This is a genomic window from Salmonella sp. 2020_1395, assembly GCF_043848115.1.
In the GTDB taxonomy this organism is placed as follows: Bacteria; Pseudomonadota; Gammaproteobacteria; order Enterobacterales; family Enterobacteriaceae; genus Salmonella; species Salmonella enterica.
Window position 1 is genome coordinate 85,748 of sequence record NZ_JBCMFH010000008.1, and the last position, 24,808, is coordinate 110,555.

Consider the following 24,808-nt stretch of genomic DNA (forward strand, 5'->3'; position numbering starts at 1 on the left):
TTTGAATTGATCATACCTATCCTACTGATTTATTTTTTCAATTGGTTTTAAGGTATCGATACGTTCATACTGCTCATCAGGACGGCCTGCATACTGTTTGACGTTCACCAGAGGAACAATTGCTCACTATGAAAAAATATTTGCTGATGGGAATTATAGTTTCGGCTTATGGGATAAGCGTACCCGTTTTTGCCTCCGACACCGCAACATAAACCATCAGTGGAAAAGTGACCGCGCCAACGTGCAGTACAGAAGTGGTAAACGCACAGTTGCAGCAGCGTTGCGGCAACACTATCCACGTTTCAACTCTGCAAACACCCGCCGCTACGCCGATGAGAGGTGTGACAACGCAGCTATACACGGTGCCTGGTGATAGCACCCGACAGATTATTGTTAATCATTACGACTAATTATTATTAATTCCGCAGGCCCATATCATTGATATCAATGATATGGGCTTTTTTATTTGTTGTGTTTATATTTAAGGGCAGTAAATTTCGGAAATTAATAAGTTTACAAAATAATGATAAGCAATGATTATTTGTTGCAATTATATTGCAATCTGTAAATTGTTTTAAATCAACAAAACATCGTGTTTACATTGCGATAACCTCCTGTCTATGAGAATTTTCTTTGCAAGGGTTAATAACTCTTAACAAATAGAAATTACTTCATTAAGGAAGAGATTATGAAACGTTCACTTATTGCTGCTTCTGTATTGTCTGCTGTATTTATGAGCGCAGGGGCTTTTGCTGTTGAAGAGTATGATTCAGGCGTTCTGAATATTAACGGAAAGGTGGTTGGTACTACCTGTCAATTTTTGGGTACGAACACCGCTGAAATTAGACTGAATGAAATTGGTGCGGATAAAATAATTAATTTAACCCCGGGTCAGATTTATGACGCAGTAACTAATCAAACTCAGATGCCGTTGAAAATAAAATGTCAACAGGGTGTAGCGCCGCGTATTACCTTCTCTTCAACGCAATTTGACAGCCGCGATATCACATTTAATAACGGGTCTGCCAAAGGTGTCGGTTTTGCGGTTTACTACGGAAGTACGGATAATCAGATTGATCCAGAGACGGGGGTGGCACTAGCTCCAAATAGCAGCGGTGAATACGACCTGACTTTTTTAGCACGCTATGCGCGTTTAGACGGTGATGTTGCTTCTGGTGATGTTAGCTCAACACTGACTTTAACGGTTGTTACTGACTAATTTATTCAACCGGCGGCGTTCGTCGCCGGTTTTTTATAAGCAAGGCCGTGTAAATATGAAAATATTATCTGCAGTATTATTATCTGCCATAATTTTGCCTGCGCATGCTGGTATTGTTATTTATGGTACGCGTGTGATTTACCCGGCAGAGAAGAAAGAAGTCGTTGTACAATTGGTGAATCAGGGCGAGCAAGCTTCGCTGGTACAGTCCTGGATTGATGACGGTAACACTTCATTACCGCCAGAAAAAATTCAGGTGCCATTTATGCTGACGCCGCCAGTGGCGCGCGTTGCCGCTGAGTCTGGTCAGCAGATCAAAATCAAGAAAATGCCTAATAGCTTACCGGACAACAAAGAAAGTCTGTTTTATCTGAATGTGCTTGATATTCCACCAAACAGCCAGGAAAACGCCGGTAAAAATGTGCTTAAATTCGCAATGCAGAATCGAATAAAATTAATATGGCGCCCCAGTCGAATTGCCGCCGTAACCAAAGACAGTTTTCAGCGGATTGGTTTATTTCGCAGTAATAAAACTGTCATCATGAAAAATGATACTGCAAACTGGATTACCGTGACGGATGTAAAAGCAGGAAATACTAAGATTAATGATCAAACTATCATGCTGCCACCGCTATCGACGCAAAATATTAACATGAAATATGCGTCAACAAGCCAGTATGAAGTAACGATTATTGATGATAATGGTAACTATATTAGTAGCAAAATCAATGTAAAATAAACAGGAGTTCATCATGCCAAGGATGACGCCCATCGCTTCGCTTGTTTTATTGACTCTGTTTACCTGGCAAACGCAGGCTATCGCGACGGAAACGTTTGATACCCATTTTATGGTGGGGGGAATGAGAGATCAAAAAATAACAAATTTCCATCTGGATGAGAATAAGCCAATTCCGGGACAGTACGAACTGGATATTTATGTCAACAATCAATGGCGAGGTAAATACGATATCATTGTTGCCGATGATCCCGGTAGCACGTGTATTTCAACTGAGTTGTTGAAAAATATTGGTGTGATAAGCGATGGTCTGCAACCGCAGGGAGCAACGGATTGTATTGCGTTAAAAGATGTCGTGAGAAGCGGTGGCTATACTTTTAATATTGGCGTTTTTCGGCTGGATTTGAGCGTTCCCCAGGCCTATGTAAATGAGGTCGAGGCGGGTTATGTATTGCCTGAAAACTGGGATCGCGGCATCAATGCATTTTATACTTCTTACTATGCCAGCCAGTATTACAGTGACTATAAGAATTCTGGCAGTAGTGAAAGTACTTACGCTCGGTTCAATAGCGGTTTCAATCTGTTGGGCTGGCAAGCGCATGCGGATACCACATTTAATAAAACCGATGGCAGCAGCGGTGAGTGGAAAAGCAACACATTGTATCTGGAGCGCGGTATCGCTGAGCTCCTCGGCACATTACGCGCCGGGGATCAGTATACCTCGTCAGAGATTTTTGATTCTGTGAGATTTACCGGCGTTCGCCTGTTCCGCGATATGCAAATGTTGCCAAACTCGAGACAGAATTTTACGCCGTTGGTGCAGGGGATTGCACAGACTAACGCTTTGGTAACCATCGAACAGAACGGATTCGTTGTTTATCAGAAAGAGGTTCCTCCTGGCCCCTTTTCCATTGCGGATCTGCAACTCGCGGGCGGTGGCGCGGATCTTGATGTCACCGTGCGTGAGGCGGATGGTTCGATAAATACCTGGCTGGTGCCTTACGCTTCCGTACCGAACATGTTGCAGCCTGGCGTCTCTAAGTATGATTTTTCCGCCGGCCGTAGTCATATTGAAGGCGCCGATAATCAGGCCGATTTTACACAAATCAGTTATCAGTATGGCCTTAATAACCTGTTGACGCTTTATGGCGGTACGATGCTATCGAACCATTATAATGCGTTTACCCTCGGCACGGGGTGGAATACCCGGATTGGCGCCATTTCGCTTGACGCTACGCGAGCGCACAGTAAACAGGATAATGGCGATGTATTTGATGGTCAGAGTTATCAGATTGCTTATAATAAATACCTGACCCAAACATTAACCCGGTTTGGTCTGGCTGCGTATCGGTATTCATCACAGGATTACCGCACATTTAACGATCATGTCTGGGCCAATAATAAAAATAACTATCGTCGCGATAAGAATGATGTATACGATATTGCTGATTATTATCAAAACGATTTTGGGCGTAAAAATACGTTTTCAGCTAATGTGAGCCAATCCTTGCCAGAAGGATGGGGCGCAGTATCACTGAGTGCATTATGGCGTGATTACTGGGGACGTAGCGGCACCAGTAAAGATTATCAAATAAGCTATTCCAATACGTTCCAGAAAATTAATTATACGTTATCCGCCAGTCAGACTTACGACGAGGATCATAATGAAGATAAACGTTTTAACCTGTTTATTTCAATTCCCTTTGACTGGGGGGACGGTATTACTACCCCGCGCCGTCATCTGAATGTGTCGAACTCGACGACCTTTGATGATGATGGATTTACCTCAAACAATATTGGTTTAACCGGTACGGCAGGCAGTCGCGATCAATTTAATTACGGCGTGAATGTTAGTCATCAGCGACAGGATAGTGAGACCACAGCGGGAACGAATTTAACCTGGAATACGCCCGTTGCAACGCTTAATGGTAGTTACAGCCAGTCGTCCAATTATACTCAGACCGGCGGAAGTATTTCCGGTGGGGTTGTAGCCTGGAGTGGCGGGTTGAATTTATCCAGCCGGCTTTCAGATACCTTTGCGATTATGCAGGCTCCGGGACTTGAAGGAGCCTACGTTAACGGCCAAAAATATCGGACCACCAATAAAAAAGGAACGGTGGTTTATGACAACCTTACGCCATATCGCGAAAACCATCTTATGCTTGATGTGTCGCAAAGTAGCAGTGAAACGGAATTACGCGGTAACCGTAAAGTTGCCGCCCCGTACCGAGGGGCCGTCGTGCTAGTGAATTTTGATACCGACCAGCGTAAACCATGGTTTATTAAAGCGCAGCGTCCTGATGGCTCACCTCTTATTTTTGGTTATGATGTAGTAGATCATCATGGTCATAATGTGGGCATTGTTGGACAAGGTAGTCAGCTATTTATTCGAACGAATGATATTCCGCCCGAAGTCAGTGTACCAGTAGATAAAGAGCAGGGGCTTTCATGTTCAATCACCTTTGGTAAAACGGTTGATGAAAGTAAAGTTTATATTTGTCGGTAGTGGTGAGGTGGTGAAATGAAACTCTTTCTTTTTATCGTGATGTTATTGATTTTACCTGAAACATACGCAGCCTGTACGGGAGAAATTACTTATCAGGATAATTTAATTATTCGTGAGGATTTTACGATTAACCCTAATCAGTCCGCAACTTATAGCCATAATTTTAACGATACAACTTGTTCAGGGACTTATAAGATAACGCGTATGGATCCTTCCGATATCATCGTGGGATTATACAATGATACAGTAAAACTGAAGTTAAAAATCGCCTGGGCAGATAATAATACTCTCACAATGCCGTTTACAACGGGCTATACGGTAACGGTTGAACCCGCTTCCTCTGGGGCGAATGTAAATATTTCTGCCGGTAGTGGGAACAGTGTCCTAATCAACGGGGTGGTATCAATAACAAGCGCTTCTTCTGCAACTCAGTTTACGGCCGGTTTGCGGTTTTTAGGGTGCCTGCTAGCAGGAAGAGGCTGGAATGCCTGTGCCGCAGATTATAATAGTTATCTTAGAGGTGCAGGGTTATATTCATTTGATCTGTTTGTGTCCTACGATCGCAAGCAGACAACCTGCAAACCTGAAGATCTGACGATCACGCTACCGAATATTGCGCTTTCTGAATTATATAACACAGGCAAGGTCAGTAATAAAAATGCCGCGGATAATATTCGACTCCAGTGTGATAATCTTTTTGGTAATGCTAAACAAGCATCGCGTAAAATGACGGTTTATCTCTCCAGCAGTGATTTAATACCAGATAGCTATTCTGTGTTGCGTGGTGCTGTGAATAATGGCGTCGGATTTATACTGGAGAGCGGTGGAAAAACGGTGAATATTTCAAATACAGCAGAGCAGGGTAATGCTTCAACGTTATGGAAAGTGGATCAAGTAGGCACGCCGCTCAACAGTGATATGATAACAATCCCTATTATCGCCAGTTATTATGTTTATGACCGAGACAATATAAAGCCAGGCGATCTAAAAGCGACTGCGCTGATCTATGTGAAATACGATTAATATATATGAAAAATATTTAAGATATATGGCGCGATAGGTGAATGAACTTCCGGTCACTTACAATAATAAGTGACCGGGATGACAATTTTTCTGCAATAAATTTTAATGTGGTATGCGGTAGTTTCAAAAGGGCGAGATCCAGAGAGAATCGGGTAGTGAAGGCAGTCAACAAAAAGGCAGTTTGAAGGGGATAGAGTGATTAAGGGCTAATAAAAAAGTAACATGGGGCTGTATTTCCCCCTCTGGATGAGGGGGCTTTTTTTATCGATGATAAAAAATCTCGCCATCATAGGCTTTGATGATTTTTCCATCGGTATCGTTAATCAGTACATACGCACCGCCCATATAGGTCCAGTGAGTTCCGGCATCTGGCGCGGGCAGATTACGTAATTTCCACTGTTTAATATTATACTCATCGGTGCGGTACATCTGCGGAACGGTATCGCCGGGCTTGAAGTGGGTGAAGTCGGCGATAAAACTTTTTAACTCATATTGATCAATGCCCGTTGTCGCGGGGGCGGCCCATGCAAAACTGGTTGCAAGCAACAGCGCGCAAGGCAGCAACTTACTTTTCATACTTTTACCCTCCACATATGCGGGTCAGTTAACATCGTGTGTATCATTTCTGCTGGTGGCGTATCTGACAAGCGCTATTTTGTTATCTCACGCCCCTTTTCGTAAAAAGTGTAAACGAAAGCGTCGTGCAGCAACATATCCGCCAGCAAGTTTGCCAGAACCGAATAGGTTTTGAGAACTATCTGATAACGCTGAAATTATCGTCCGCCGTTGGCTGTAAATTTACATTGTCTGGCGCAGACAGTATGCTTAATAGCGAAACCCCGCTTAACACGGCGGGGCTTGACGACTCGGGGTGCCCTTCTTTGTGAAGGCTGAGAAATACCCGTACCACCTGATCTGGATAATGCCAGCGTAGGGAAGTCTGACACTGCTCGTGTCCCTTCTTCACGCGGGCAGGAGCTGAACCATGCAGCCTGACCTGCACTGCCGCACGCTTGCGGCGCATACGTTAAAACACTTTCGCGCGCTCTCCCCGCTTACGCACTGTATGACGAATGACGTCGTACAAACGTTTACCGCCAATACGCTGCTGGCGCTGGGCGCTTCACCCGCCATGGTGATTGATCCTGTCGAGGCCAGACCGTTTGCCGCCATCGCCAACGCCTTGCTGGTTAATGTCGGAACATTAACCGCCTCACGCGCTGACGCGATGCGTGGGGCGGTAGAAAGCGCTTATGATGCCAAAACGCCGTGGACGCTTGATCCTGTCGCGGTGGGCGCGCTGGAATTTCGTCGGCGATTTTGCCTGGATCTCTTGTCCCTGCGCCCGGCGGCAATACGCGGCAACGCCTCGGAAATCCTGGCGTTATCCGGCATGGCGCTGGGCGGACGCGGCGTAGATACCACCGAGGCGGCGTTGGCCGCACTGCCTGCGGCGCAGGCGCTGGCGCGTCAGATAGACTGCATCGTTGTGGTTACCGGAGAGGTAGATTACGTCACTAACGGTCAGCGCACGCTGAGCATTCCCGGCGGCGATCCGTTAATGACTCGCATTGTAGGCACCGGCTGCGCGTTGTCGGCGGTCGTCGCCGCCAGCTGCGCGTTACCGGGCGCCGCGCTGGACAATGTCGCTTCGGCCTGCTGCTGGATGAAACTGGCTGGACAGGCCGCGGCAGAGCGTAGCGAAGGACCGGGCAGCTTCATCCCGGCTTTTCTTGATGCGCTCTATCATCTGGATGTGGAGGCGGCCAATGCAACGAATTAACGCGCTGACGATTGCCGGTACCGATCCCAGCGGCGGGGCCGGTATCCAGGCGGATCTTAAGACTTTTTCCGCGCTGGGCGCATATGGCTGTTCGGTCATCACCGCGCTGGTGGCGCAAAATACCTGTGGCGTACAGTCGGTGTACCGGATAGAGCCGGACTTTGTCGCCGCTCAACTTGATTCCGTGTTCAGCGATGTGCGCATTGATACCACGAAAATCGGGATGCTGGCGGAAACCGATATTGTCGAGGCCGTGGCGGAACGACTACAGCGCCATCATGTACGTAATGTGGTGCTGGATACGGTGATGCTGGCGAAAAGCGGCGATCCGTTGCTCTCGCCCTCTGCGATAGAAACATTACGCGTCCGGCTGTTGCCGCAGGTATCGCTGATTACGCCTAATTTGCCGGAAGCCGCAGCGTTGCTGGATGCGCCCCATGCGCGTACGGAACAGGAGATGCTGGCGCAGGGGCGGGCGTTACTGGCGATGGGGTGTGAAGCGGTATTAATGAAAGGCGGGCATTTAGAGGATGCGCAAAGCCCGGACTGGCTCTTTACCCGTGAGGGCGAGCAACGTTTTAGCGCGCCGCGTGTGAACACCAAAAATACGCATGGGACGGGCTGTACGCTGTCGGCGGCGTTGGCGGCGTTACGGCCCCGGCATCGCTGTTGGGGAGAGACGGTAAACGAGGCGAAGGCATGGCTTTCGGCGGCGCTGGCGCAGGCGGACACGCTGGAAGTGGGGAAGGGCATTGGTCCGGTACATCATTTCCACGCGTGGTGGTAGTATACTGCCTACAGACCCGTCGTCAGGAAAGATAAATGGAACAAGCGCATACCCGGCTCATCGCGCAACTGAATGAACGAATTTCAGCGGCGGATAATACGCCGCTATACATGAAATTCGCCCAGACGGTAAAGGATGCCGTGCGCAGCGGTATTCTTGAGCACGGTAATATTTTGCCTGGCGAACGCGATCTCAGCCAGCTTACCGGCGTCTCGCGCATCACGGTACGAAAAGCGATGCAGGCGCTGGAAGAAGAGGGTGTCGTCACGCGCGCCCGCGGCTACGGTACGCAAATCAATAATATCTTTGAATATTCCCTGAAAGAGGCGCGGGGATTTTCTCAGCAGGTTGTCTTGCGCGGCAAAAAACCGGATACGCTATGGGTTAACAAACGTGTGGTAAGTTGTCCGGATGAGGTCGCGCAGCATCTGGCGATCCCCGCAGGCAGCGACGTCTTTTTACTCAAACGCATTCGTTATGTTGATGAGGACGCGGTATCGATTGAAGAGTCCTGGGTGCCCGCGCATCTGATTCATGATGTCGACGCGATTGGCATTTCGCTGTATGACTATTTTCGTCGCCAGCACATTTACCCTCAGCGTACCCGATCCCGCGTCAGCGCCCGGATGCCGGATGATGAGTTTCAGTCGCATATTCAAATGGATGGTAAAGTGCCGGTGCTGGTGATTAAGCAGGTGGCGCTCGATCAGCAGCAGCGGCCTATTGAATACAGCATCAGTTATTGTCGTAGCGACCTATACGTTTTTGTGTGCGAGGAGTAGCGCCTCGCGCGTGGGCGCGCAGTCGCCGCCGCGATGCCCGACCACCCAGCTTGCCACCGCATTTCCCAGCAGTACGGCATCCGCGAGCGGCCAGCCTGACGCCAGTCCTGCCAGCACGCCGCCAGCATGGCTGTCGCCCGCGCCGATGGTATCCACCACGGTTGCCGGAAACGCTGGCACAACGCCGGAAGATTGCGCGCTAAAATACCACGCTCCGTCTTTATCGTGGCGCACCACCAGCGGCGCGGAAAAGCGGTTTACCCATGCTTCGCCGAAAGTGCGCGTATCGGTCGCAAGTCCGGCGCGTTCCGCGGCGATGATGGCTTCCTGGCGATTGAGGGAGACGATGGGTCGGCAGGCCATAATGCGCGCCATTACATCGTCTGTAATATCACCGATTCGTGGGCCAAAATCGATAAAAGGCGTGACATCGTCGACGGTTTCCAGCCACTGGATCATTGGTTCGCCACAGGACGAGGCCAGTTGATAGCCGGACAGGTAGACAAGACTGCCCCGCGGTGTCCTGAGCTGCGACAACCAGTCTGCATTCCACTGGTTTTCCACGCCGCTAAAAGACATAAACGTGCGTTCGCCATCCGGTTCGACTAACGCCAGACACCAGCCGTTATCTCCTTCAACCGCGTCAATCACGCTGGATAATCCCTCTTTTGCCAGACGGCGGCGAATCCTCTCCGCCCACACGCCCTGGCCCAGCGGCAGCGCATTGTTGGCGTCAATCCCCAGTCGTTTCAACGCCACGGCAATATTCAGCGCACAGCCGCCGACATTGACGCTCTGTTGTTGCAGTTCAATATCGCCTCCGCGACGCGGCAACGTCCAGGCGTCGGCAATGATATCGATCACTGCCGCGCCGATAACGGTGAGTGGACGCCGGGTATGCAGGGTCGGTAATAATGTCAGCAACCGTGCGCCGTTCATAGTGCCTCCCGCCGTTGACGATAGCTCGCCAGCGCAACGGCATAGCGCGCAAAATCCAGCTGATTAACCTCGTCCAGCGTTTGCTTTAACTGGGGGTTAATGGCGCTTACCCCGTGCAACGCGCCGCAAATGGCGGTAGCCATCGCGCCGATAGTGTCGGTATCGCCGCCGAGGTTAGCGCACAGCACGGCACAGCGGTTAGGATCGGTATTCGCCAGTTCCACCATGGCGATAGCGCAGGGAACCGATTCAATGGTGCTGGTTCCCGCGCCGATGATCTGATAGAGCTGTTCGCTGGCAGATTCGACGCCGTCGGCGTGGCGGACAATGTTTAGCGCCAGTTCCAGACGTGCCGATAGCGAGGCGCTAAACGTGGTAATACGCGCTGTCTGCGCCTGATGGGCGACGGCGGGGAGCGAGTCGGCAATACTTTGCCACGTGTCGCCGTTAACCGCTCGCGAGACGGCCCAGGCGACAACCACGGCGCCAGCCACCGCCAGATCGGATTTATGCGTCGGGCTGGAGGCTAACGCTACTTCTGCTATAAAGGCTGTCAGGTTAGTTGGCGGTAACAGGCAGCCCAACGGCGAAACGCGCATGGCCGCGCCGTTAGTCACGCCGTTATTTTCCAGCGCCGCGATGGGTTTGCCGTCGCGAATCGCATTCAGCGCAATTTTTGACGTCGGGCCGAGTACATTTTTATTGAACGCATCAAAGCGTTCCGCCCAGGCGAGGATGTTACGTCCAATAATCTCGGGATCAATACTGCCTTCGCATTCGAGTAGCGCGTCGGCCAGGCAGAGCGCCATTGCGGTATCGTCCGTAAACTCCGCGCGGTTAAAATAGCAGGCGGCATTATTTTCTTTTGGGCCGGGCAGAAAGCGGTCAATCCAGCCGAAATGCGCTTTGACGCGCGTTCTCGGCCACAGCTCAGAGGGCATTCCCATCGCATCCCCTAACGCTTGCCCGTAAAGAGCACCGAGAATACGTTCTGCTTTCATTTTACTTCCCCTTGTGTCAACGCAATATCGCGATCGTCAATAGCAGTGATCTCTTTGTCCGATTCGCGAAAGAAAATCATAAACAGTAGCGCGATGACGGCAATCATCACTGCGCCAAACGTCCACATGCCCGCCCAGTTGAATGTCAGACCGTTAACCGGTTGCGGATAAGCAAACATTTTTTCCATCATCACGCCGCCGAGGCGATAGCCCAGCAGGCTGCCGAATCCCTGACAGCAGAGGGTGATAAGCCCTTGCGCAGCGGTACGCATATGAACCGGCGCTTTTTTATCGACATAAATGTAGGCGGTGACGTAGTAGAAATCGTAACTTACGCCGTGCAGCAAAATACCGAGGAACAGCAGGGCGTAAGTGAAGTACGTTTCCGCGCCGCCATAGACAAAAAAGCCGTAGCGGATCGCGGCGGTAATAAGACCAAGTAATAATACCTTTTTAATACCAAAGCGTTTAGTGAAAAAGGGCAGGGCCAGCATAAAGAAGATTTCAGAGAACTGGCCGAGCGTCATCCAGCCGGTGGCGTTTTTCATTCCCACTTCTGTCAGATAGCCGTTAGCGAAGATGTAGTAGAAGGCCAGCGGCATCGCAAACAGGAAGGAACAGAAGAAGAAAACGAGAAAGTTTTTATCGCGCAGCAGGACCAGCGCATCCAGCCCCAGCATCACTTTAATATCCATCTTGCCGGTGCTTTTTGGCGGCGTGTCTGGCAGACAGAACGCAAATACGCCCAGCAACGCTGAACTTGCGGCGGTTATGAGCAGTGGAATGTTGGTGGGGGAAATATCGTTATAGCCTAACATTTGCGGCAGGAATCCACAGGCGAGGCCGGAGGCAATCCACCCAATGGTTCCCATAACGCGAATGCGTGGAAAATCGCGTTCAACGTCCGGTACGTTAGCGAAGGCAATGCTGTTTGTCAGCGCGATGGTCGGCATATAGGTCAATGAATAGGCCAGAAGCAGCGGAAAGAATCCGGCGAAGGTGGTTTGCTGCGCCGCGAAATACATCAGCACGGCGCCTGCAAACATCAGTACCGCCAGGACTTTTTGCGCTGAGAAAAAACGGTCGGTAACGGAGCCGACCAGAATCGGCGACAGGATCGCCGCAATGGCGGTACAGGCATAAGACCAGCCTATTTCACCGGCGGAAAACCCGCTTTTATTTAGCCATAGCCACAGGGGGACGAACCAGGCGCCCCAGATAAACCACTCCACGAACATCATGAACGACAGTTTAAAGGTCGTTTTCATTTTTGAATCCTTCATGACAGGTAAGGTACGCCATGACAATACCATTTAATAATACCTTTTAAATACCATTGAGCATTAATTTTGACCGATCTAACACTTTTTCGGACGTGAATCGAGTCAGCAGATAGCGCCGAAAAAATGCGCTAAAGTTGGCAAAAATGGTCGGTCAGTACCAGGCTTATTGCGACCCGCAATCTGCGGGGCAGGACTATTCACCTTCCGATACCCTATCGGAACTTACGGGAGCATAGCTATGACTGATATTGCGCAGTTGCTTGGCAAAGACGCCGACAGCCTTTTACAGCATCGTTGTATGACCATTCCTTCCGATCAGCTTTATCTACCCGGCAAGGATTACGTTGACCGGGTGATGATTGACAATAATCGTCCACCAGCCGTTCTGCGTAATATGCAGACGCTCTATAATACTGGTCGCCTGGCGGGAACAGGATACCTTTCGATACTGCCCGTCGATCAGGGGGTGGAGCACTCCGCCGGCGCTTCTTTTGCGGCCAACCCGCGCTACTTTGACCCAAAAAATATTGTTGAATTGGCGATTGAGGCCGGCTGTAACTGCGTGGCCTCTACCTACGGCGTACTGGCCTCGGTTTCACGGCGCTATGCGCACCGTATTCCGTTTTTGGTCAAACTGAATCACAACGAAACATTGAGCTATCCGACAGAGTACGATCAGACCCTGTACGCCAGCGTTGAGCAGGCGTTCAATATGGGCGCCGTGGCGGTAGGCGCGACGATCTATTTCGGTTCGGAACAGTCTCGTCGCCAGATTGAAGAGATCTCCGCCGCTTTTGAGCGTGCGCATGAGCTGGGTATGGTGACCGTATTGTGGGCTTACCTGCGTAATTCTTCCTTTAAAAAAGACGGCGTCGATTACCATGTATCCGCTGACCTGACGGGGCAAGCCAACCATCTGGCCGCTACGATTGGCGCGGATATTGTGAAACAGAAAATGGCCGAGAATAATGGCGGTTATAAAGCGGTCAACTTCGGCTATACCGACGACCGCGTGTACAGCAAACTGACCAGCGATAACCCGATTGATTTGGTACGTTACCAGTTGGCGAACTGCTATATGGGACGCGCCGGGCTTATCAACTCCGGCGGCGCGGACGGCGGCGACACTGATCTCGGCGACGCGGTTCGTACCGCGGTGATCAACAAACGAGCCGGTGGAATGGGGCTAATTCTGGGACGTAAAGCCTTTAAGAAATCGATGGCTGATGGCGTGAAGTTGATTAATGCCGTACAGGATGTCTATCTGGATAGCAAAGTCACCATCGCCTGAGTTCAACGAAGAAAAGCCGGATGTGAGCGCATCCGGCCAGCGACTGGTGTTATTAACGTAGCAACGGGCAGTCTGGCGGCAGCCGACAGCGTAATGCGCCAGGCAGCACCTCAATATGAAATTCTTGCCCGCTGAGTGGTTCGCCATCCAGATTAAACGTGATTTCATGCGGTGCATGAATATCAAACCACGCCGAGGCGCCGTCAATAATATTCGGATTGTCATCTGACTGCGTGAGCGTGGAAAACAGCGCCGGCAGCAGCTCTTCGCCGGTAAAAATCCGTAGCTGTAACAGTCCGTCGTTAATCAGCGCGGTGGGACATAATTGCTGCCCGCCGCCGGCCTGACGACCGTTGCCGATGCCGATCACCAGCGCATCTCCCTGCCAGTGAAAGTTTTCGCCACGTATTTCGCAGCGGTCAGGGGTCAGCGTATCCATTCTCATCAGACCGTGAATAAGATAGGAGACGCCGCCCAACGCGGCTTTAAGTTTTTCCGGCGTTTCGGTGGTAATGCGGGTGCCAAAACCGCCCGTCGCCATATTGATAAAACAGGTTTTATCATTGACCCTGGCCATATCAATTTCCATCGCGTTTCCGGCAATCGCCAGTTTCAGCGCTTTGTCCAGCGCTTCAGGAATACCGGCGCTGGTGGCAAAATCGTTGGCAGTGCCGAGCGGCAAAAGGCCCAGTGCAGGGGCTACGCCGTCGCGGATCTGGATGAGCGCGGTCGACACTTCATTAATGGTACCGTCTCCGCCGCCGGCAATCACCGTTTCAACGCCCAGTCTACGGGCTTCATCAACGTAACGCTGCGCGTCGCCTTTTTCCCAGGTTACCCGAACGTGAATCTGTATACCTTCGTCGCGAAGTAGAGTAATGGCCTCACGTAGCGGCTGATTATCAGCGCTTTTGCCATTGAGGATCAGTAAGCTGGCGGGAAAGTTAGCCATCCGTTATGCCTTAATAGGTTGAACAACAATCTCCAGAAAGTGTATAGCAGAAATGAAAAAGCGAGGTCAGAACAGGATGAAAATTGAAATGTTGCGCACTTATTGCTTTACCGTTTTTCTTCCTGCTGTACGCAGCGGTAAGCGAAGCATGGTTTAAGTCAAATGGCGACAAGAGAGATGCCGGTATGCGCATTGAGTAGCGCTTGTGAGAGTGCAGGGAAACCACAAGGTGTAGTCAGACGCTTTCCGATATAGCGCCTTTAATAACGAAACGGAGAATTAACAAGACGAACATACGTCAGTTATCAGTATTAATTTCAAACTTCATAATATCAGATAAAAACCTGATATTTATTACCAAACATACTTTTTAATAGCATAAAATCGAAATGTTCTTTAGACTGCTTTGGCAGGAACAAGGCGCACTATTAGCAGTACACTATTCTTGTTATCAAATAAAACCTATTTAGATGATGACTTAGCGCGGTGTCTTATAGTCGTACCGTTGCCTGAGGTATCGCTTTTCTCATAAACATAAACAGGCATGTGCATGAAGAGGTTTATATGAATGTTACTTCAGGCGTGAATGCGCAAACGCCATTGCTCTCCCCTTCTGAACGGTGTAATGAAGAAATTCCGGCAGCTGAAATCGTTGAGTTTAACGCTCACGGCAATAAACCCAGATGTTTAATATGCGTGGGAACCACGGCATTGTTTACAGGTATTTTCAGTGGGGTATGCTCAGGGGCTGTCGCCAGTGTCAGTAGTGGTGCTGCATATACTACCGCTCTGACGGTTTTAGGCGCATCGTTTGGCATGGGGGGAATTGGTATGATGGGAATATGCGCCGGACTATACCTTAGCGCAAATGGCGTCAGAACCCGGCCAGCCTGGCCATAAATGAGCAAACACAGCAAGTCATAGGGAAAAGACGAATTCTGACGATGACACGGGGTGTTAAGCGTCCAGACCAGAGGCTTATGACTTATATAGAAACGCTTTAAATAGAGTATGGGGTGTTATGTATTCAAGAGCCGATCGCTTATTAAGACAGTTTTCACTAAAATTAAATGCCGATTCAATTGCCTTTGACGAAAACAGATTATGCTCATTTATTATAGATAACCGTTACCGTATCTTACTAACAAGCACTAACAGCGAGTATATAATGATATACGGTTTTTGCGGAAGACCTCCGGATAATAATAATCTTGCTTTTGAATTTCTCAATGCTAATTTATGGTTTGCAGAGAATAATGGACCACATTTGTGTTATGATAATAACTCACAATCATTATTACTGGCTCTCAACTTCTCACTCAATGAAGGTTCTGTAGAGAAACTTGAATGTGAAATTGAGGTAGTTATTAGATCAATGGAGAATCTGTATCACATTTTACAGGATAAAGGAATAACTCTGGATACCGATTATACGTGACGGTGGGAAGGGCGTTTGGTGATCTGGTGGTAATAGAGGATAATCAACCCCAGCAAAACTTACATGGCCTGATGAAGGTGGACTGAGCGTAGGTGCGATGGTTTGAGTATTACTTTGACATGAAATCAAACCTCTAATCCGGGAAAACATTATTTTAATCCTTGTAAAAGCGGCATTAAAACGTGCCATATTTTTACACGCTTAAATTATCAGTTTTTAACCTTAATTTAATAACCTGGAAACTTTTTGTGTAAGTTCTCACAAAGCAGTTCTTGATTTAATTCACTGATTTTAAACGTTAACGTCACAATGCTAAGTCCTGAGTCCGACCGGATGCGGGGAGGATTGTGACTTGCTGGCTGGCAATGGATAGGGGAGGTCTGTAAACCAAAGCGCCCATTTGCGCTTTGGTTAGTGTGCTCAATTTTTGGATGTGGCGGGAAGTACCACTTTTTTATTGATTATACGCAAAAAATAAGCCTGCGTAAGGGAGATTACGCAGGCCAAGGAGGTGGTTCCTGGTACAGCTAGCATTTATGGGTTATGTTTTTCAGCGCGTTGAATAATACCCGCATTGAGCGAAGCGGTATGTGATCAATTTCTAAGAATCTTCCCGCCATGAAAAAATAACCGCAATTAACTACTTAGCATGGGGGTTACGCGTTGATTCGCCTGAGAAATTACGCATCAATAGTGCGTAATCCAGCGTAACGTCCTGCGGGACGGGCATCCAGACGGTATAGCCATCGCCAGGTGCCACCGGCATAGCGTCGCCTTTGGCGTTCTCCATCTGTTCCAGGGTGAAATTGATATTTCCCTGCGGTGTCATCAGCTCCAGACTATCGCCAACGGAGAATTTATTTTTCACCGCCACGGCCGCCAGTTGGCCTTTACGCTCGCCGGTGAACTCGCCGACAAATTGCTGGCGTTCGGAAACGGAGTACCCGTACTCGTAATTCTGGTAATCGTCGTGCGTATGGCGACGCAGGAAACCTTCGGTATAGCCGCGATGAGCCAGACCTTCCAGCGTTTCCAGCAGCGTAGGGTCGAAGGGTTTACCCGCGGCGGCGTCGTCGATGGCCTTACGGTAGACCTGCGCAGTACGGGCGCAGTAATAAAAGGATTTGGTGCGGCCTTCGATTTTCAGCGAGTGGACGCCCATTTTCGTCAGGCGCTCCACGTGGGCGATAGCGCGCAAATCTTTTGAGTTCATGATATAGGTGCCATGCTCGTCTTCGAACGCGGTCATGTATTCGCCCGGTCTTTGGGCCTCTTCTATCATAAACACTTTATCCGTCGGCGCGCCGATACCGAGCGTCGGCTCAACGTTCTGTACCGGAATCGGTTCGTGCTTATGCACGATGTTGCCGACAACGTCTTCTTTTCCTTCCTGCACGTTATATTCCCAACGGCAGGCATTGGTGCAGGTGCCCTGATTCGGATCGCGTTTATTGATGTAGCCGGAAAGCAGGCAGCGGCCGGAATAGGCCATGCATAGCGCGCCGTGGACGAAAATTTCTATTTCCATATCCGGCACCTGCTGGCGAATTTCCTCAATCTCTTCCAGCGACAGCTCGCGGGAGAGAATCACACGGGTCAGCCCCATCTGCTGCCAGAATTTTACCGTCGCCCAGTTTACGGCGTTAGCCTGTACCGACAGGTGAATCGGCATTGCCGGGAAGTGCTCGCGTACCAGCATAATCAACCCTGGATCGGACATGATCAGCGCATCCGGGCCCATCTCGACGACGGGTTTCAGGTCACGGATAAAGGTTTTGAGCTTGGCGTTATGCGGGGCGATGTTCACCACCACGTAGAATTTTTTTCCGAGCGCGTGGGCTTCGTTGATGCCAAGCTGCAAATTTTCGTGATTGAATTCGTTATTACGCACGCGTAAAGAGTAGCGCGGTTGGCCCGCATAGACGGCATCGGCACCGTAAGCGAAAGCGTAACGCATATTTTTCAGCGTTCCCGCCGGCGAAAGAAGTTCTGGTTTAAACATCATTTTCTCGTTCTGATGACAGGTCAGATCCGCCTCACCTGATGAGGCGGCTTGAGGAGAGTCCTCACTTTAAGGGCGGGCATTGTACGCTTACGGACAGGCCGAGTAAATATTGCGAGAGTATATTGGCGCTAATAGAACACCGGATGTTAATGGAGAGCCAATGATGAAAATGAGCCGCACGGCCATCGCGTTGAGTCTGCTGGGAATGGTCGCGCATCCCGTTTGTGCCGCTCCGTCGTTTGAAGAGACGGCAAGACAGGTGATTATTGCTTTTCAGCAGCGAGACAACGCGAAAATTAATGCCCTGATTGATAAAAAAGTTGGGATGTATGTGCTGTACCGAATTGGGGCTGGGGTTGATTATAAGTGGATGAAAAGTTTTGATATTAATAAGCCGATACCCGGTTTTAACTACCTGTTGGGGCAGGTAGGTTGGTTTTCAGAGCATATTCCTGTGGATAACGAATTTGATCACCACACGGAGGTTGAGTACGTTTGTGAAAAGGGATGGGATCACGCCGGTTTTTTTGTCAGCTATACCGGTTCTGATAATGCGCTGCTGACATTTAGCATGGTGAATGGAGCGGATAATGGGGATCAGGCGTCTGATACCCGTATAGCAAACGCCAGGCGGCTTGAGCTGCAATCAGAGCGAGTGGTGGCAGTGCCGAAAAAATGGGGTGATGGTTTGATTTTTCATCTGAGCGAGCTTCATGGCTTGGGCAAAGGGTGGAGTTTAACGCTGCTGGATTTGGTCACGGAAGATTGTAGTGCGTGAGGCATATATGTTTAATCAGGGTAAATGGCTGCTTATTTATATCTTTCTGCTATCAGGATGTTATGGCACCCCCTCAATATTCAGAATTTAAATAAAACATTTCCTGAATATGAAACTAATTCACTAAAAAATAAAGTTGAAATTACCTCGGCAACATGCATTAAAGAAAATACTAAAGGTCATTTGACTTATTATAGCGTCAGTGATTACGTCTTTAACTAATTTGGCTCACGTTATGTATCCACTATGGGGAATCTTTATATATTCCGAAAAAAAACACAATGATATTCTTAATGCAGATAAGAGAGTAATCTTAGGGTGTGCAGGTTTGTAAACCAGGGTATGGCGGTAGCGTTATTTTTTAACGAGATATCATCAGAGGTGGAATTAATGATCGTAGACGGTACTCAGTACTAAGAGGAAATCAGGTTGAGGTTGAACAGAAAATGATAATTACGTATTGATAAGATGGAATCTATTGAATCTACTTATTAGTAGATTTTATTATGAAAAATATATTTTTGTTTTTTACGCATTGCGCAATAGCAAATCCTTGCCGCCTTGATGCAACTTGAGTGATTTTGTGTATAGTGTGGCAATGCTGAATACTGAATTGATACCTTCTACATATTAAATCAGGGGTTAGTGGTATGGGCGATTTTATAAAATATCTATTTATTTTTCCTTGCTTATGGAGCGCAAATTCTTTTGCGATTACTCAAACTCAATGGGATGGTAACTTTAGAGTCGAGGAACTTGGCGAGGAGTTAAATGATGGGAGTCAGGTTTTTTTACAATATAATTTAAAGATAGATAGTAAAAATAATCGTGCTTCTTTATCCATGACAACCTGGCATGCGGGGATAACATGCATTGGTGACTACTCTTTAAAAATCAATTCTGGTGTTTTGGCATTATACTATAACGGCGACGAGGAAAATGCATGTCCATATCCATCACCGCAATTTGAGATAAGCAATAAAGGAAAAGCATATTATATAAAAGGAAAAATGTTTTCATATTCTCAGCCTGGTGAATGGTTGCCACTCAAACGTATTACACTAAAATAATTCTATATTTGATAAATTATGATGATGAAGTTAATGATGGTATGAAATATTAATTGGATATGTCGTGAACATATTTTTGTTATATGTTTTCAATGTGTATGACAAGAAAATTTGCATGAAAAGATTATATGAGACGGTTTGAAAAATGAATGAAGTTCACATAAAAGCAAGGTCATTCTGAAACGAATTTGTCAAATTTACTGAATTATATATCAATAATTCCTGACTATCGACAATAATGTAAAATCGAGTACAAACTCACGGATTCTCTTTTGCTGATGGTTTGTGCAGTAATTGGTAGGACTGAAGGTTAGGGGAGTATATAAAGAAAACAATATTGTCTTTTGTTCTGTGCTTTTTTGTGAATTTTTGTCTTGCAGATATGCGTATTTTAAAGATAAATAAATCACACTATATTCGCTTTTTGCCATAAAAATGTGTAATAGCACATCAATTATAAAGAATAGAGAATATGGCGGGTTAGTCTGTAAAACCTATAGTAATAAATGTATTGCAACTGAAGCTAAGCAGGGAAGCTTGGTTGGTTTTTCTCCGTCAAATAGCTCTTGTCCTTTTGGCTCGACTAAGGTTGGTGATTATCATACACATGGCTTTTACTCTGATCTAAAGGGGAATCCAGTATCACCTCAATATGAGGCATATGACTCTTTACATTTTTCACCGCAAGAAATTTCTGGGATTGCAAGTGATGGTATAGGTAATCCTGATTATACTGGCTTTTTGGGGACTCCAGATAATAAATATTATAAGTTTACCCCTGGAACTGGAAAAAACTGAGGGAATGAAATGAAATATATTATTTTTGCATTTATTTTTCTAATTCCGTTAAGATGTATGAGTGAAAAACTTGTTTTTTTAGATGAAGTACAAACAAAAACTATGAATGTTGCTTTTTCACATTTTAGAGAGCATACAAACTGGGGCTTATTTAATACCATGATACAGGATGATGATGAAAATATTAAAATCGCATTCTATTGTAAATCTCATCTGGAAGAAACCCGTGGTGGCGGTATGGAGCAAATTATTTATATAATTTCAAAAAAAGATTTTAAAATTGAAAAAATAAACAAAAATTATAGCAAATGAAATGATATAAATTTTTGAGTAATTGGTGAATATTCTCTGGTGTTACCCCCGAGCAAATGGAACAAGTATAGCGAGCTATTGACTATGGTTCAACGAAAGGTGTGACAGTAGTTGTTACAGGAGCAGGAAAATGACATTTATATTTGATGTAAATAAAGAGTATCACGCGGGTGCTAACCTGACAGATAAGTTTTTATCTTTAGAAACTTATTCAGGATTGGGTCGCTATTCTTCAGATCCTGATTGCCCTTGTAAGTTATTATCTATCGATTCGGATGATGTATGTATCGGTCATGAATTATTACAAGCATTAAAAAATAGCAGAACTTACACCTCAGAAGAGAGTGAAGAGTATCTTTCTTTAGAGAAAACACAGGTGGAGTATGATGAGTGGGTCACTGTATTGATGGCAAAATATAATTACAGAACCAGGCGTGCATTATTTAAAAACATGAAGTATTGCTCAATTATATGCGTGAATAATATTATTAAGATACAACCTACTCGACATACTAAACTTGAAGGGTGGAGCTGGGCCGGACATGACAAAGATGTAATTAGATTGCCTGTTACCAGCGAACCAGAGAAAATTGGAAGTGCATTGAGACAGGCATTTGAATGTTGTGATTAATAGCCTGATGATAGGTTATTTATGTTTGATAGAAATAAGACAATAAATTTACAATTGTTGTAAGGTCTGATTGATGTTAAAAATGGTTATGCTTTTTTTGATGTTTTTTCCCTGTTATTGCTTACCTATGGATATTAAAAATATAAAAGATTGTAAGTTGGAGGAAGGTAATAGAGTTAAATTAATTTCATTGAGCGCTGTTGATGGTAGTACGCCATACTTAATCTTTGACAATGTTATTGTTAGCGCATTTCTTGATGGTAGTATCTATTCTGGGGACATTATCCTCTCAAAATGTATCCATCATTCCCTCATTTTTGCGCTGAATTACGGCGCTCCTTATATGAAAGGCTGTTTGATAACGGGTTTGAGTGCCAGTGCTGAGAGAAGCTATAAACCCAATGGCTTTTGTTTTGCGGAAAGAAATATTCCAGAGTCTGTCTGGTTTGGTGAAGATCATACGTTAATTATTATTAAAAATAATAATAGTGTTGGGGAATGGCGTGGTAAGTATATTATCTATGATAGCCGTGGAGATGAGGCTCAAACATTTAATAAATTGCCTGACACTAAAAATTATAAAATTTATCGATTAGATTTGAGTAAATGAAGTTCTCGGATAATTGGTGCATAATGACTGTGTTGATAAATGTGTTATATCTCTGGGAAGTGAAACTATGAAAATTAGATTTATATTATTTCTCATGCTATTTTTTCTGGGATGGTCGTCAGGTTATGCGAATTCAGAAAAAAGCATTTCTAAAGAACTTCTTAGTGAGTATAAAAAATTTTCACTTGCTGAGTGTATTGAAAAAAATTATGAAAAAATGGGCGTTGTTTTTACTAAGCTACCTTTAAAAGATAATACAAGAGGATTTATCGATTTGGATATAGGTCTTGCTTTTTATCGGAATAAAGATAATGTTTTAGCTTTATTTATAGAAAATAAAACGGGGGATTTTTATAAGCCCAGACAGGCTTATGGTGATTTGGCATCTGTAAACATGGTTATATATGACTGTATCGATTTTTATCATTCAAAAGAATTGAATGTGTTTTTACGCAAAATAATTTCTGAAAGAAATATTGGAAATGATAATGATTAACTTAAATAAAATGTTTAATTAAGTCTCAAATCTATTCTATTTCACCCGAAATGAATGAGGTATATTAGATGTATAAAAAGATAGTAATATTAGTTATTATGCTTATTATTATATTTTTCGGCGGTGGGTGGTATATGCATAAATCACAACAACAAATGGCAATCCTTGTTATTTCTGATAGTGAAAATGACCTCGACTATCCGAATAAACGTAAATGGTTTGATGCCAGTAGATGGCTCAGCACATCACAATATATTAAAATAGATGATTTTTATCTTCTAAATCTTAAGCATCATCCAGTTAATAATATAAATGATGCAGGGATTATTGTAATATTACACTTTGCAATTCGAGATGCGATAAAGAAATTTCCAGAGTTATCAAAATTAAGTCAGATGGATAATAAGGAATTTTTTCATTTCATGCAGCATAAACTTTCTAACGAGTATCTTAGAACCAAATTCAATGAAGATACACTGGAACCTACTGATGACTATTTTTTATTCTTTTTTACTTATAATGAAATATCTTATGAGGTGGAATTATTACGGAAAGTTACTGAGCATGGTATGATGTTTGTGCCTTATGGATATCAAGTTAATAAAAAAGGGGATTGGCACAGAATGCATCCATCTACATATTCTTGTTTTAACGATAGTCAAAGTAATTAGTGAGACCTTACGAAAGCTTTTTAACACCATGGATGATGAGTCGTTTAATGTCGCTTTTGCAGCATGCAGTAGAGGAGTTAATAATCCTGTCTGATATGGGAGGGGTTAATTGAAATATATGAAGCATTTTTTTCTAATCCTTTTTGGGATTTCTTCTTCATTTATATGTTTGGCTACTTCTCTTGAATTTAATGTTACAAAGGGAATAAAAGCATCAATCACTTGGGTGGATAATAAAAAAGTTGAGTATGAAATTACAGGTAGTGATCGTGTGGCAAAGAGAGGATATTATGATGTCGATACGGAAAATAATATCCATGTTAAATATGGTGATTATAATTTTGATGGTAAAGAAGATTTTGTGATTTGGTATACAGATGATGGTATGGGAATTTATGATATATATAGGGTTTTTCTCTATTCTGAGAAAGTGGCTGACTTTAAAGAAATAAAACCATCGTGTGGCGATGATTTTATAAATCTAAATCTGAATAAGAAGAAAAGAGAGCTTATTAGTCTGTATTATTCTCATAATGAGGCGCAAAGATGTATTACTAATGTTTTTGTTGACGAGAATAAATTAAAGTGACAAGTGGTGGTCTTTTATTTCAGGAGATGATTAATTGAGAGTTATTTTATTCTTTTTGGGATGCTTATTGGTTAGTTCTACTTATGGTGAAGAAAATTATAAAAATATTCATTTTAAAAACGCAACGATAAATATTCCTGCCAGATGGGTAGCTAATAAAAAAGATGATTGTTTATTGATTAGTAAAAATCATATAAATTTGTTCAGTTATCTTTATGTATGCACAGATGCGGCAACGAATAAAAATTCTTTTTTTACAAAGAATGATGATGGAGAATGGGAGGCCGTTACTGATGGCGTCCCTGTTTTAGCTGATGTAAATATTACGCCAAAATTTACTGGCATGAGTGCAATCGTTTCATGTAGGTACAAAGATGATGCTGGGTATCATATAGACCAGTGCTTTCAGGCAGCGATAGTATTGCCAACAAAAATAATGTTTGTTTTCATTGGTAGAGGCGATTCATCCTTATTTAATAATTATAAAGAAATATATCGCTCATTCAAGGTTAAATGGCATGTGATTAATTGATTGGGGTTGGGTGAATGTTTTTCATTAATTACGGCTATGTGATGCTTCATAATGAGCAGACTGGATATGGAATTAATCAATCGATGAGAATGTACTTTAGATGAAGTGGATAATTATGGTTTTAGTTTTTTCTTTTTCTAATGTTTATGCTGAAGACTGTTCACAACAAGACTTTGATAAAGCGGATATGGCGTTAGACTCTCTTGCATCATGGAAAGCTGTCGATGACTTTTATTCCCGACATAGTCAATGTGATGTGGGCTACCTCCGGGAAGGCACGTCAGAAAAAATTATCAGATTGTTAGTGGATAGATGGGGAGAATTGAATGAGTTATCTGCGCTTGTCAAAAGAAAGCCAGCCCTTGGCGATTATGTTGTTGATCATATTGGAGAAATACTCGATGTGAAAGATGTTGAAATAGTGAGGGATTATTCAGCATCTCATTGCCACATTGATAGTAAAGATCTATGTAAGAAGCTGCACGATGCAGCTGTTTATATTTTACCGTACATGTCTTCTCAGTATCAATATCTTAATAATTGATGCTTATTTAGCAATCATATCATGAGTTTTTA

The 24,808-nt window shown here is 45.3% G+C and carries 28 protein-coding genes, 2 pseudogenes and 1 riboswitch; of the genes and pseudogenes, 23 read left to right on the top strand and 7 right to left on the bottom strand.

The window, feature by feature from the left end; genetic code table 11:
* Positions 1-128 precede the first annotated feature (128 nt).
* The 5 genes and pseudogenes from ACH0WD_RS14575 (at position 129) to ACH0WD_RS14595 (ending at position 5,484) form a co-directional block, all read left to right on the top strand.
* A pseudogene (locus tag ACH0WD_RS14575) lies at positions 129-410 on the top strand (DUF2574 family protein).
* Between the two features lie 278 nt (positions 411-688).
* Positions 689-1,219: a fimbrial protein YehD gene (gene yehD, locus ACH0WD_RS14580; protein WP_000830688.1), complete on the top strand. Its 531-nt coding sequence runs from the start codon at positions 689-691 to the stop codon at positions 1,217-1,219.
* A 55-nt stretch (positions 1,220-1,274) separates the two neighbouring features.
* Positions 1,275-1,958 (top strand): fimbrial biogenesis chaperone StcB, encoded by a 684-nt coding sequence (stcB, locus tag ACH0WD_RS14585; protein ID WP_000698775.1) that lies wholly within the window; start codon positions 1,275-1,277, stop codon positions 1,956-1,958.
* A gap of 13 nt (positions 1,959-1,971) precedes the next feature.
* Positions 1,972-4,461, top strand: a complete 2,490-nt coding sequence (locus tag ACH0WD_RS14590; RefSeq protein ID WP_001137793.1) for a fimbrial biogenesis outer membrane usher protein — start codon at positions 1,972-1,974, stop codon at positions 4,459-4,461.
* A gap of 15 nt (positions 4,462-4,476) precedes the next feature.
* Positions 4,477-5,484: a putative fimbrial-like adhesin protein gene (locus ACH0WD_RS14595; RefSeq protein ID WP_000765278.1), complete on the top strand. Its 1,008-nt coding sequence runs from the start codon at positions 4,477-4,479 to the stop codon at positions 5,482-5,484.
* Between the two features lie 261 nt (positions 5,485-5,745).
* On the opposite strand, the gene rcnB is transcribed toward ACH0WD_RS14595, so the two are convergent.
* The gene (gene rcnB, locus ACH0WD_RS14600; protein ID WP_000837534.1) at positions 5,746-6,060 is read right to left on the bottom strand and encodes a Ni(II)/Co(II) efflux transporter accessory subunit RcnB; all 315 of its coding nucleotides are present in this window, start codon (positions 6,058-6,060) and stop codon (positions 5,746-5,748) included.
* Between the two features lie 281 nt (positions 6,061-6,341).
* Positions 6,342-6,438, top strand: a riboswitch (TPP riboswitch).
* Between the two features lie 31 nt (positions 6,439-6,469).
* On the opposite strand from rcnB, the gene thiM reads away from it, so the two are divergent.
* The 3 genes from thiM to ACH0WD_RS14615 are packed head-to-tail and all read left to right on the top strand — an operon-like array spanning position 6,470 to position 8,836.
* Positions 6,470-7,267 (top strand): hydroxyethylthiazole kinase, encoded by a 798-nt coding sequence (gene thiM / locus ACH0WD_RS14605; protein ID WP_001182167.1) that lies wholly within the window; start codon positions 6,470-6,472, stop codon positions 7,265-7,267.
* Positions 7,254-8,054 (top strand): bifunctional hydroxymethylpyrimidine kinase/phosphomethylpyrimidine kinase, encoded by an 801-nt coding sequence (gene thiD / locus ACH0WD_RS14610; RefSeq protein WP_001188955.1) that lies wholly within the window; start codon positions 7,254-7,256, stop codon positions 8,052-8,054. The genes thiM and thiD overlap by 14 nt, the downstream gene beginning before the upstream one ends.
* A gap of 35 nt (positions 8,055-8,089) precedes the next feature.
* Entirely contained in the window at positions 8,090-8,836 is a 747-nt protein-coding gene (locus ACH0WD_RS14615; protein WP_000434062.1) for a GntR family transcriptional regulator, read from the top strand.
* Here ACH0WD_RS14615 and ACH0WD_RS14620 read toward each other — a convergent pair.
* From ACH0WD_RS14620 to ACH0WD_RS14630, 3 genes are read right to left on the bottom strand one after another with little or no spacing between them, the layout of a single operon-like run.
* Positions 8,810-9,775, bottom strand: coding sequence for a PfkB family carbohydrate kinase (locus tag ACH0WD_RS14620; protein WP_001012650.1), 966 nt, complete (start codon positions 9,773-9,775; stop codon positions 8,810-8,812). The genes ACH0WD_RS14615 and ACH0WD_RS14620 overlap by 27 nt on opposite strands.
* Positions 9,772-10,776, bottom strand: a complete 1,005-nt coding sequence (locus ACH0WD_RS14625; protein ID WP_000642799.1) for an ADP-ribosylglycohydrolase family protein — start codon at positions 10,774-10,776, stop codon at positions 9,772-9,774. Before ACH0WD_RS14625 ends, ACH0WD_RS14620 begins: the two co-directional genes overlap by 4 nt.
* Positions 10,773-12,044, bottom strand: coding sequence for a nucleoside permease (locus ACH0WD_RS14630; protein ID WP_000858692.1), 1,272 nt, complete (start codon positions 12,042-12,044; stop codon positions 10,773-10,775). The genes ACH0WD_RS14625 and ACH0WD_RS14630 overlap by 4 nt, the downstream gene beginning before the upstream one ends.
* A 253-nt stretch (positions 12,045-12,297) precedes the next feature.
* On the opposite strand from ACH0WD_RS14630, the gene fbaB reads away from it, so the two are divergent.
* Positions 12,298-13,350, top strand: a complete 1,053-nt coding sequence (fbaB, locus tag ACH0WD_RS14635; protein ID WP_000129590.1) for a class I fructose-bisphosphate aldolase — start codon at positions 12,298-12,300, stop codon at positions 13,348-13,350.
* 52 nt (positions 13,351-13,402) lie between these two features.
* Here the strand turns inward: fbaB and yegS are convergent, their stop codons facing one another.
* Positions 13,403-14,302 (bottom strand): lipid kinase YegS, encoded by a 900-nt coding sequence (gene yegS / locus ACH0WD_RS14640; RefSeq protein ID WP_001273393.1) that lies wholly within the window; start codon positions 14,300-14,302, stop codon positions 13,403-13,405.
* Between the two features lie 564 nt (positions 14,303-14,866).
* Between yegS and steD the strand changes: the two genes are divergently transcribed.
* A complete protein-coding gene (gene steD, locus ACH0WD_RS14645) occupies positions 14,867-15,202 on the top strand; it encodes a type III secretion system effector SteD (protein ID WP_006497691.1) in 336 nt (111 codons plus the stop codon).
* A gap of 121 nt (positions 15,203-15,323) precedes the next feature.
* Positions 15,324-15,740 carry a CesT family type III secretion system chaperone gene (locus ACH0WD_RS14650; protein ID WP_001747580.1) on the top strand — a complete coding sequence of 139 codons (417 nt, stop codon included), beginning with the start codon at positions 15,324-15,326 and terminating at the stop codon, positions 15,738-15,740.
* A gap of 9 nt (positions 15,741-15,749) precedes the next feature.
* Here ACH0WD_RS14650 and ACH0WD_RS14655 read toward each other — a convergent pair.
* Both ACH0WD_RS14655 and yegQ read right to left on the bottom strand, forming a co-directional pair.
* Positions 15,750-15,929: pseudogene (locus ACH0WD_RS14655) on the bottom strand (non-LEE encoded effector protein NleB); the annotation flags it as partial.
* 451 nt (positions 15,930-16,380) lie between these two features.
* Positions 16,381-17,742 carry a tRNA 5-hydroxyuridine modification protein YegQ gene (gene yegQ / locus ACH0WD_RS14660; protein WP_001517981.1) on the bottom strand — a complete coding sequence of 454 codons (1,362 nt, stop codon included), beginning with the start codon at positions 17,740-17,742 and terminating at the stop codon, positions 16,381-16,383.
* Positions 17,743-17,905: 163 nt separating this feature from the next.
* Here yegQ and ACH0WD_RS14665 point away from each other — a divergent pair, with 163 nt between their 5' ends.
* The 12 genes from ACH0WD_RS14665 (at position 17,906) to ACH0WD_RS14720 (ending at position 24,776) form a co-directional block, all read left to right on the top strand.
* Positions 17,906-18,523: a hypothetical protein gene (locus ACH0WD_RS14665; RefSeq protein WP_000977169.1), complete on the top strand. Its 618-nt coding sequence runs from the start codon at positions 17,906-17,908 to the stop codon at positions 18,521-18,523.
* A gap of 24 nt (positions 18,524-18,547) precedes the next feature.
* On the top strand, positions 18,548-18,745 hold the full coding sequence (locus ACH0WD_RS14670) for a hypothetical protein (RefSeq protein WP_006497696.1): 198 nt from the start codon (positions 18,548-18,550) through the stop codon (positions 18,743-18,745).
* A 428-nt stretch (positions 18,746-19,173) separates the two neighbouring features.
* A complete protein-coding gene (locus tag ACH0WD_RS14675) occupies positions 19,174-19,593 on the top strand; it encodes a hypothetical protein (RefSeq protein ID WP_000502174.1) in 420 nt (139 codons plus the stop codon).
* A 435-nt stretch (positions 19,594-20,028) separates the two neighbouring features.
* The gene (locus tag ACH0WD_RS14680; RefSeq protein WP_001747579.1) at positions 20,029-20,391 is read left to right on the top strand and encodes a DUF4329 domain-containing protein; all 363 of its coding nucleotides are present in this window, start codon (positions 20,029-20,031) and stop codon (positions 20,389-20,391) included.
* A gap of 9 nt (positions 20,392-20,400) precedes the next feature.
* Positions 20,401-20,703, top strand: a complete 303-nt coding sequence (locus tag ACH0WD_RS14685) for a hypothetical protein (protein WP_000873939.1) — start codon at positions 20,401-20,403, stop codon at positions 20,701-20,703.
* A 130-nt stretch (positions 20,704-20,833) separates the two neighbouring features.
* Positions 20,834-21,334 (top strand): contact-dependent growth inhibition system immunity protein, encoded by a 501-nt coding sequence (locus tag ACH0WD_RS14690; protein ID WP_395201934.1) that lies wholly within the window; start codon positions 20,834-20,836, stop codon positions 21,332-21,334.
* A 73-nt stretch (positions 21,335-21,407) separates the two neighbouring features.
* Positions 21,408-21,944 (top strand): hypothetical protein, encoded by a 537-nt coding sequence (locus ACH0WD_RS14695; protein WP_395201936.1) that lies wholly within the window; start codon positions 21,408-21,410, stop codon positions 21,942-21,944.
* Positions 21,945-22,011: 67 nt separating this feature from the next.
* Positions 22,012-22,440: a hypothetical protein gene (locus tag ACH0WD_RS14700; RefSeq protein WP_000701949.1), complete on the top strand. Its 429-nt coding sequence runs from the start codon at positions 22,012-22,014 to the stop codon at positions 22,438-22,440.
* Between the two features lie 68 nt (positions 22,441-22,508).
* Positions 22,509-23,111 carry a hypothetical protein gene (locus ACH0WD_RS14705; RefSeq protein WP_000277020.1) on the top strand — a complete coding sequence of 201 codons (603 nt, stop codon included), beginning with the start codon at positions 22,509-22,511 and terminating at the stop codon, positions 23,109-23,111.
* Positions 23,112-23,229: 118 nt separating this feature from the next.
* Complete coding sequence (locus tag ACH0WD_RS14710; protein ID WP_000680122.1) at positions 23,230-23,700, top strand: XAC2610-related protein; 471 nt, start codon at positions 23,230-23,232, stop codon at positions 23,698-23,700.
* A gap of 67 nt (positions 23,701-23,767) precedes the next feature.
* Positions 23,768-24,232 (top strand): hypothetical protein, encoded by a 465-nt coding sequence (locus ACH0WD_RS14715; protein ID WP_077905769.1) that lies wholly within the window; start codon positions 23,768-23,770, stop codon positions 24,230-24,232.
* 100 nt (positions 24,233-24,332) lie between these two features.
* A complete protein-coding gene (locus ACH0WD_RS14720; protein WP_000871135.1) occupies positions 24,333-24,776 on the top strand; it encodes a hypothetical protein in 444 nt (147 codons plus the stop codon).
* Positions 24,777-24,808: the final 32 nt, after the last annotated feature.

Bases quoted from the DNA above. Each gene is read 5' to 3' on its own strand.
- ACH0WD_RS14650 (WP_001747580.1), top strand. From the start codon at position 15,324: ATGTATTCAAGAGCCGATCGCTTATTAAGACAGTTTTCACTAAAATTA.
- rcnB (WP_000837534.1), bottom strand. From the start codon at position 6,060: ATGAAAAGTAAGTTGCTGCCTTGCGCGCTGTTGCTTGCAACCAGTTTT.
- ACH0WD_RS14705 (WP_000277020.1), top strand. From the start codon at position 22,509: ATGTATAAAAAGATAGTAATATTAGTTATTATGCTTATTATTATATTT.
- ACH0WD_RS14590 (WP_001137793.1), top strand. From the start codon at position 1,972: ATGCCAAGGATGACGCCCATCGCTTCGCTTGTTTTATTGACTCTGTTT.
- stcB (WP_000698775.1), top strand. From the start codon at position 1,275: ATGAAAATATTATCTGCAGTATTATTATCTGCCATAATTTTGCCTGCG.
- ACH0WD_RS14700 (WP_000701949.1), top strand. From the start codon at position 22,012: ATGAAAATTAGATTTATATTATTTCTCATGCTATTTTTTCTGGGATGG.
- steD (WP_006497691.1), top strand. From the start codon at position 14,867: ATGAATGTTACTTCAGGCGTGAATGCGCAAACGCCATTGCTCTCCCCT.
- fbaB (WP_000129590.1), top strand. From the start codon at position 12,298: ATGACTGATATTGCGCAGTTGCTTGGCAAAGACGCCGACAGCCTTTTA.
- ACH0WD_RS14630 (WP_000858692.1), bottom strand. From the start codon at position 12,044: ATGAAAACGACCTTTAAACTGTCGTTCATGATGTTCGTGGAGTGGTTT.
- ACH0WD_RS14615 (WP_000434062.1), top strand. From the start codon at position 8,090: ATGGAACAAGCGCATACCCGGCTCATCGCGCAACTGAATGAACGAATT.
- ACH0WD_RS14675 (WP_000502174.1), top strand. From the start codon at position 19,174: ATGGGCGATTTTATAAAATATCTATTTATTTTTCCTTGCTTATGGAGC.
- yehD (WP_000830688.1), top strand. From the start codon at position 689: ATGAAACGTTCACTTATTGCTGCTTCTGTATTGTCTGCTGTATTTATG.
- ACH0WD_RS14620 (WP_001012650.1), bottom strand. From the start codon at position 9,775: ATGAACGGCGCACGGTTGCTGACATTATTACCGACCCTGCATACCCGG.
- ACH0WD_RS14670 (WP_006497696.1), top strand. From the start codon at position 18,548: ATGGCTGCTTATTTATATCTTTCTGCTATCAGGATGTTATGGCACCCC.
- ACH0WD_RS14685 (WP_000873939.1), top strand. From the start codon at position 20,401: ATGAAATATATTATTTTTGCATTTATTTTTCTAATTCCGTTAAGATGT.
- ACH0WD_RS14690 (WP_395201934.1), top strand. From the start codon at position 20,834: ATGACATTTATATTTGATGTAAATAAAGAGTATCACGCGGGTGCTAAC.
- ACH0WD_RS14710 (WP_000680122.1), top strand. From the start codon at position 23,230: ATGAAGCATTTTTTTCTAATCCTTTTTGGGATTTCTTCTTCATTTATA.
- ACH0WD_RS14625 (WP_000642799.1), bottom strand. From the start codon at position 10,776: ATGAAAGCAGAACGTATTCTCGGTGCTCTTTACGGGCAAGCGTTAGGG.
- thiM (WP_001182167.1), top strand. From the start codon at position 6,470: ATGCAGCCTGACCTGCACTGCCGCACGCTTGCGGCGCATACGTTAAAA.
- ACH0WD_RS14695 (WP_395201936.1), top strand. From the start codon at position 21,408: ATGTTAAAAATGGTTATGCTTTTTTTGATGTTTTTTCCCTGTTATTGC.
- ACH0WD_RS14720 (WP_000871135.1), top strand. From the start codon at position 24,333: ATGAAGTGGATAATTATGGTTTTAGTTTTTTCTTTTTCTAATGTTTAT.
- ACH0WD_RS14665 (WP_000977169.1), top strand. From the start codon at position 17,906: ATGATGAAAATGAGCCGCACGGCCATCGCGTTGAGTCTGCTGGGAATG.
- ACH0WD_RS14595 (WP_000765278.1), top strand. From the start codon at position 4,477: ATGAAACTCTTTCTTTTTATCGTGATGTTATTGATTTTACCTGAAACA.
- thiD (WP_001188955.1), top strand. From the start codon at position 7,254: ATGCAACGAATTAACGCGCTGACGATTGCCGGTACCGATCCCAGCGGC.
- yegQ (WP_001517981.1), bottom strand. From the start codon at position 17,742: ATGTTTAAACCAGAACTTCTTTCGCCGGCGGGAACGCTGAAAAATATG.
- ACH0WD_RS14680 (WP_001747579.1), top strand. From the start codon at position 20,029: ATGTGTAATAGCACATCAATTATAAAGAATAGAGAATATGGCGGGTTA.
- yegS (WP_001273393.1), bottom strand. From the start codon at position 14,302: ATGGCTAACTTTCCCGCCAGCTTACTGATCCTCAATGGCAAAAGCGCT.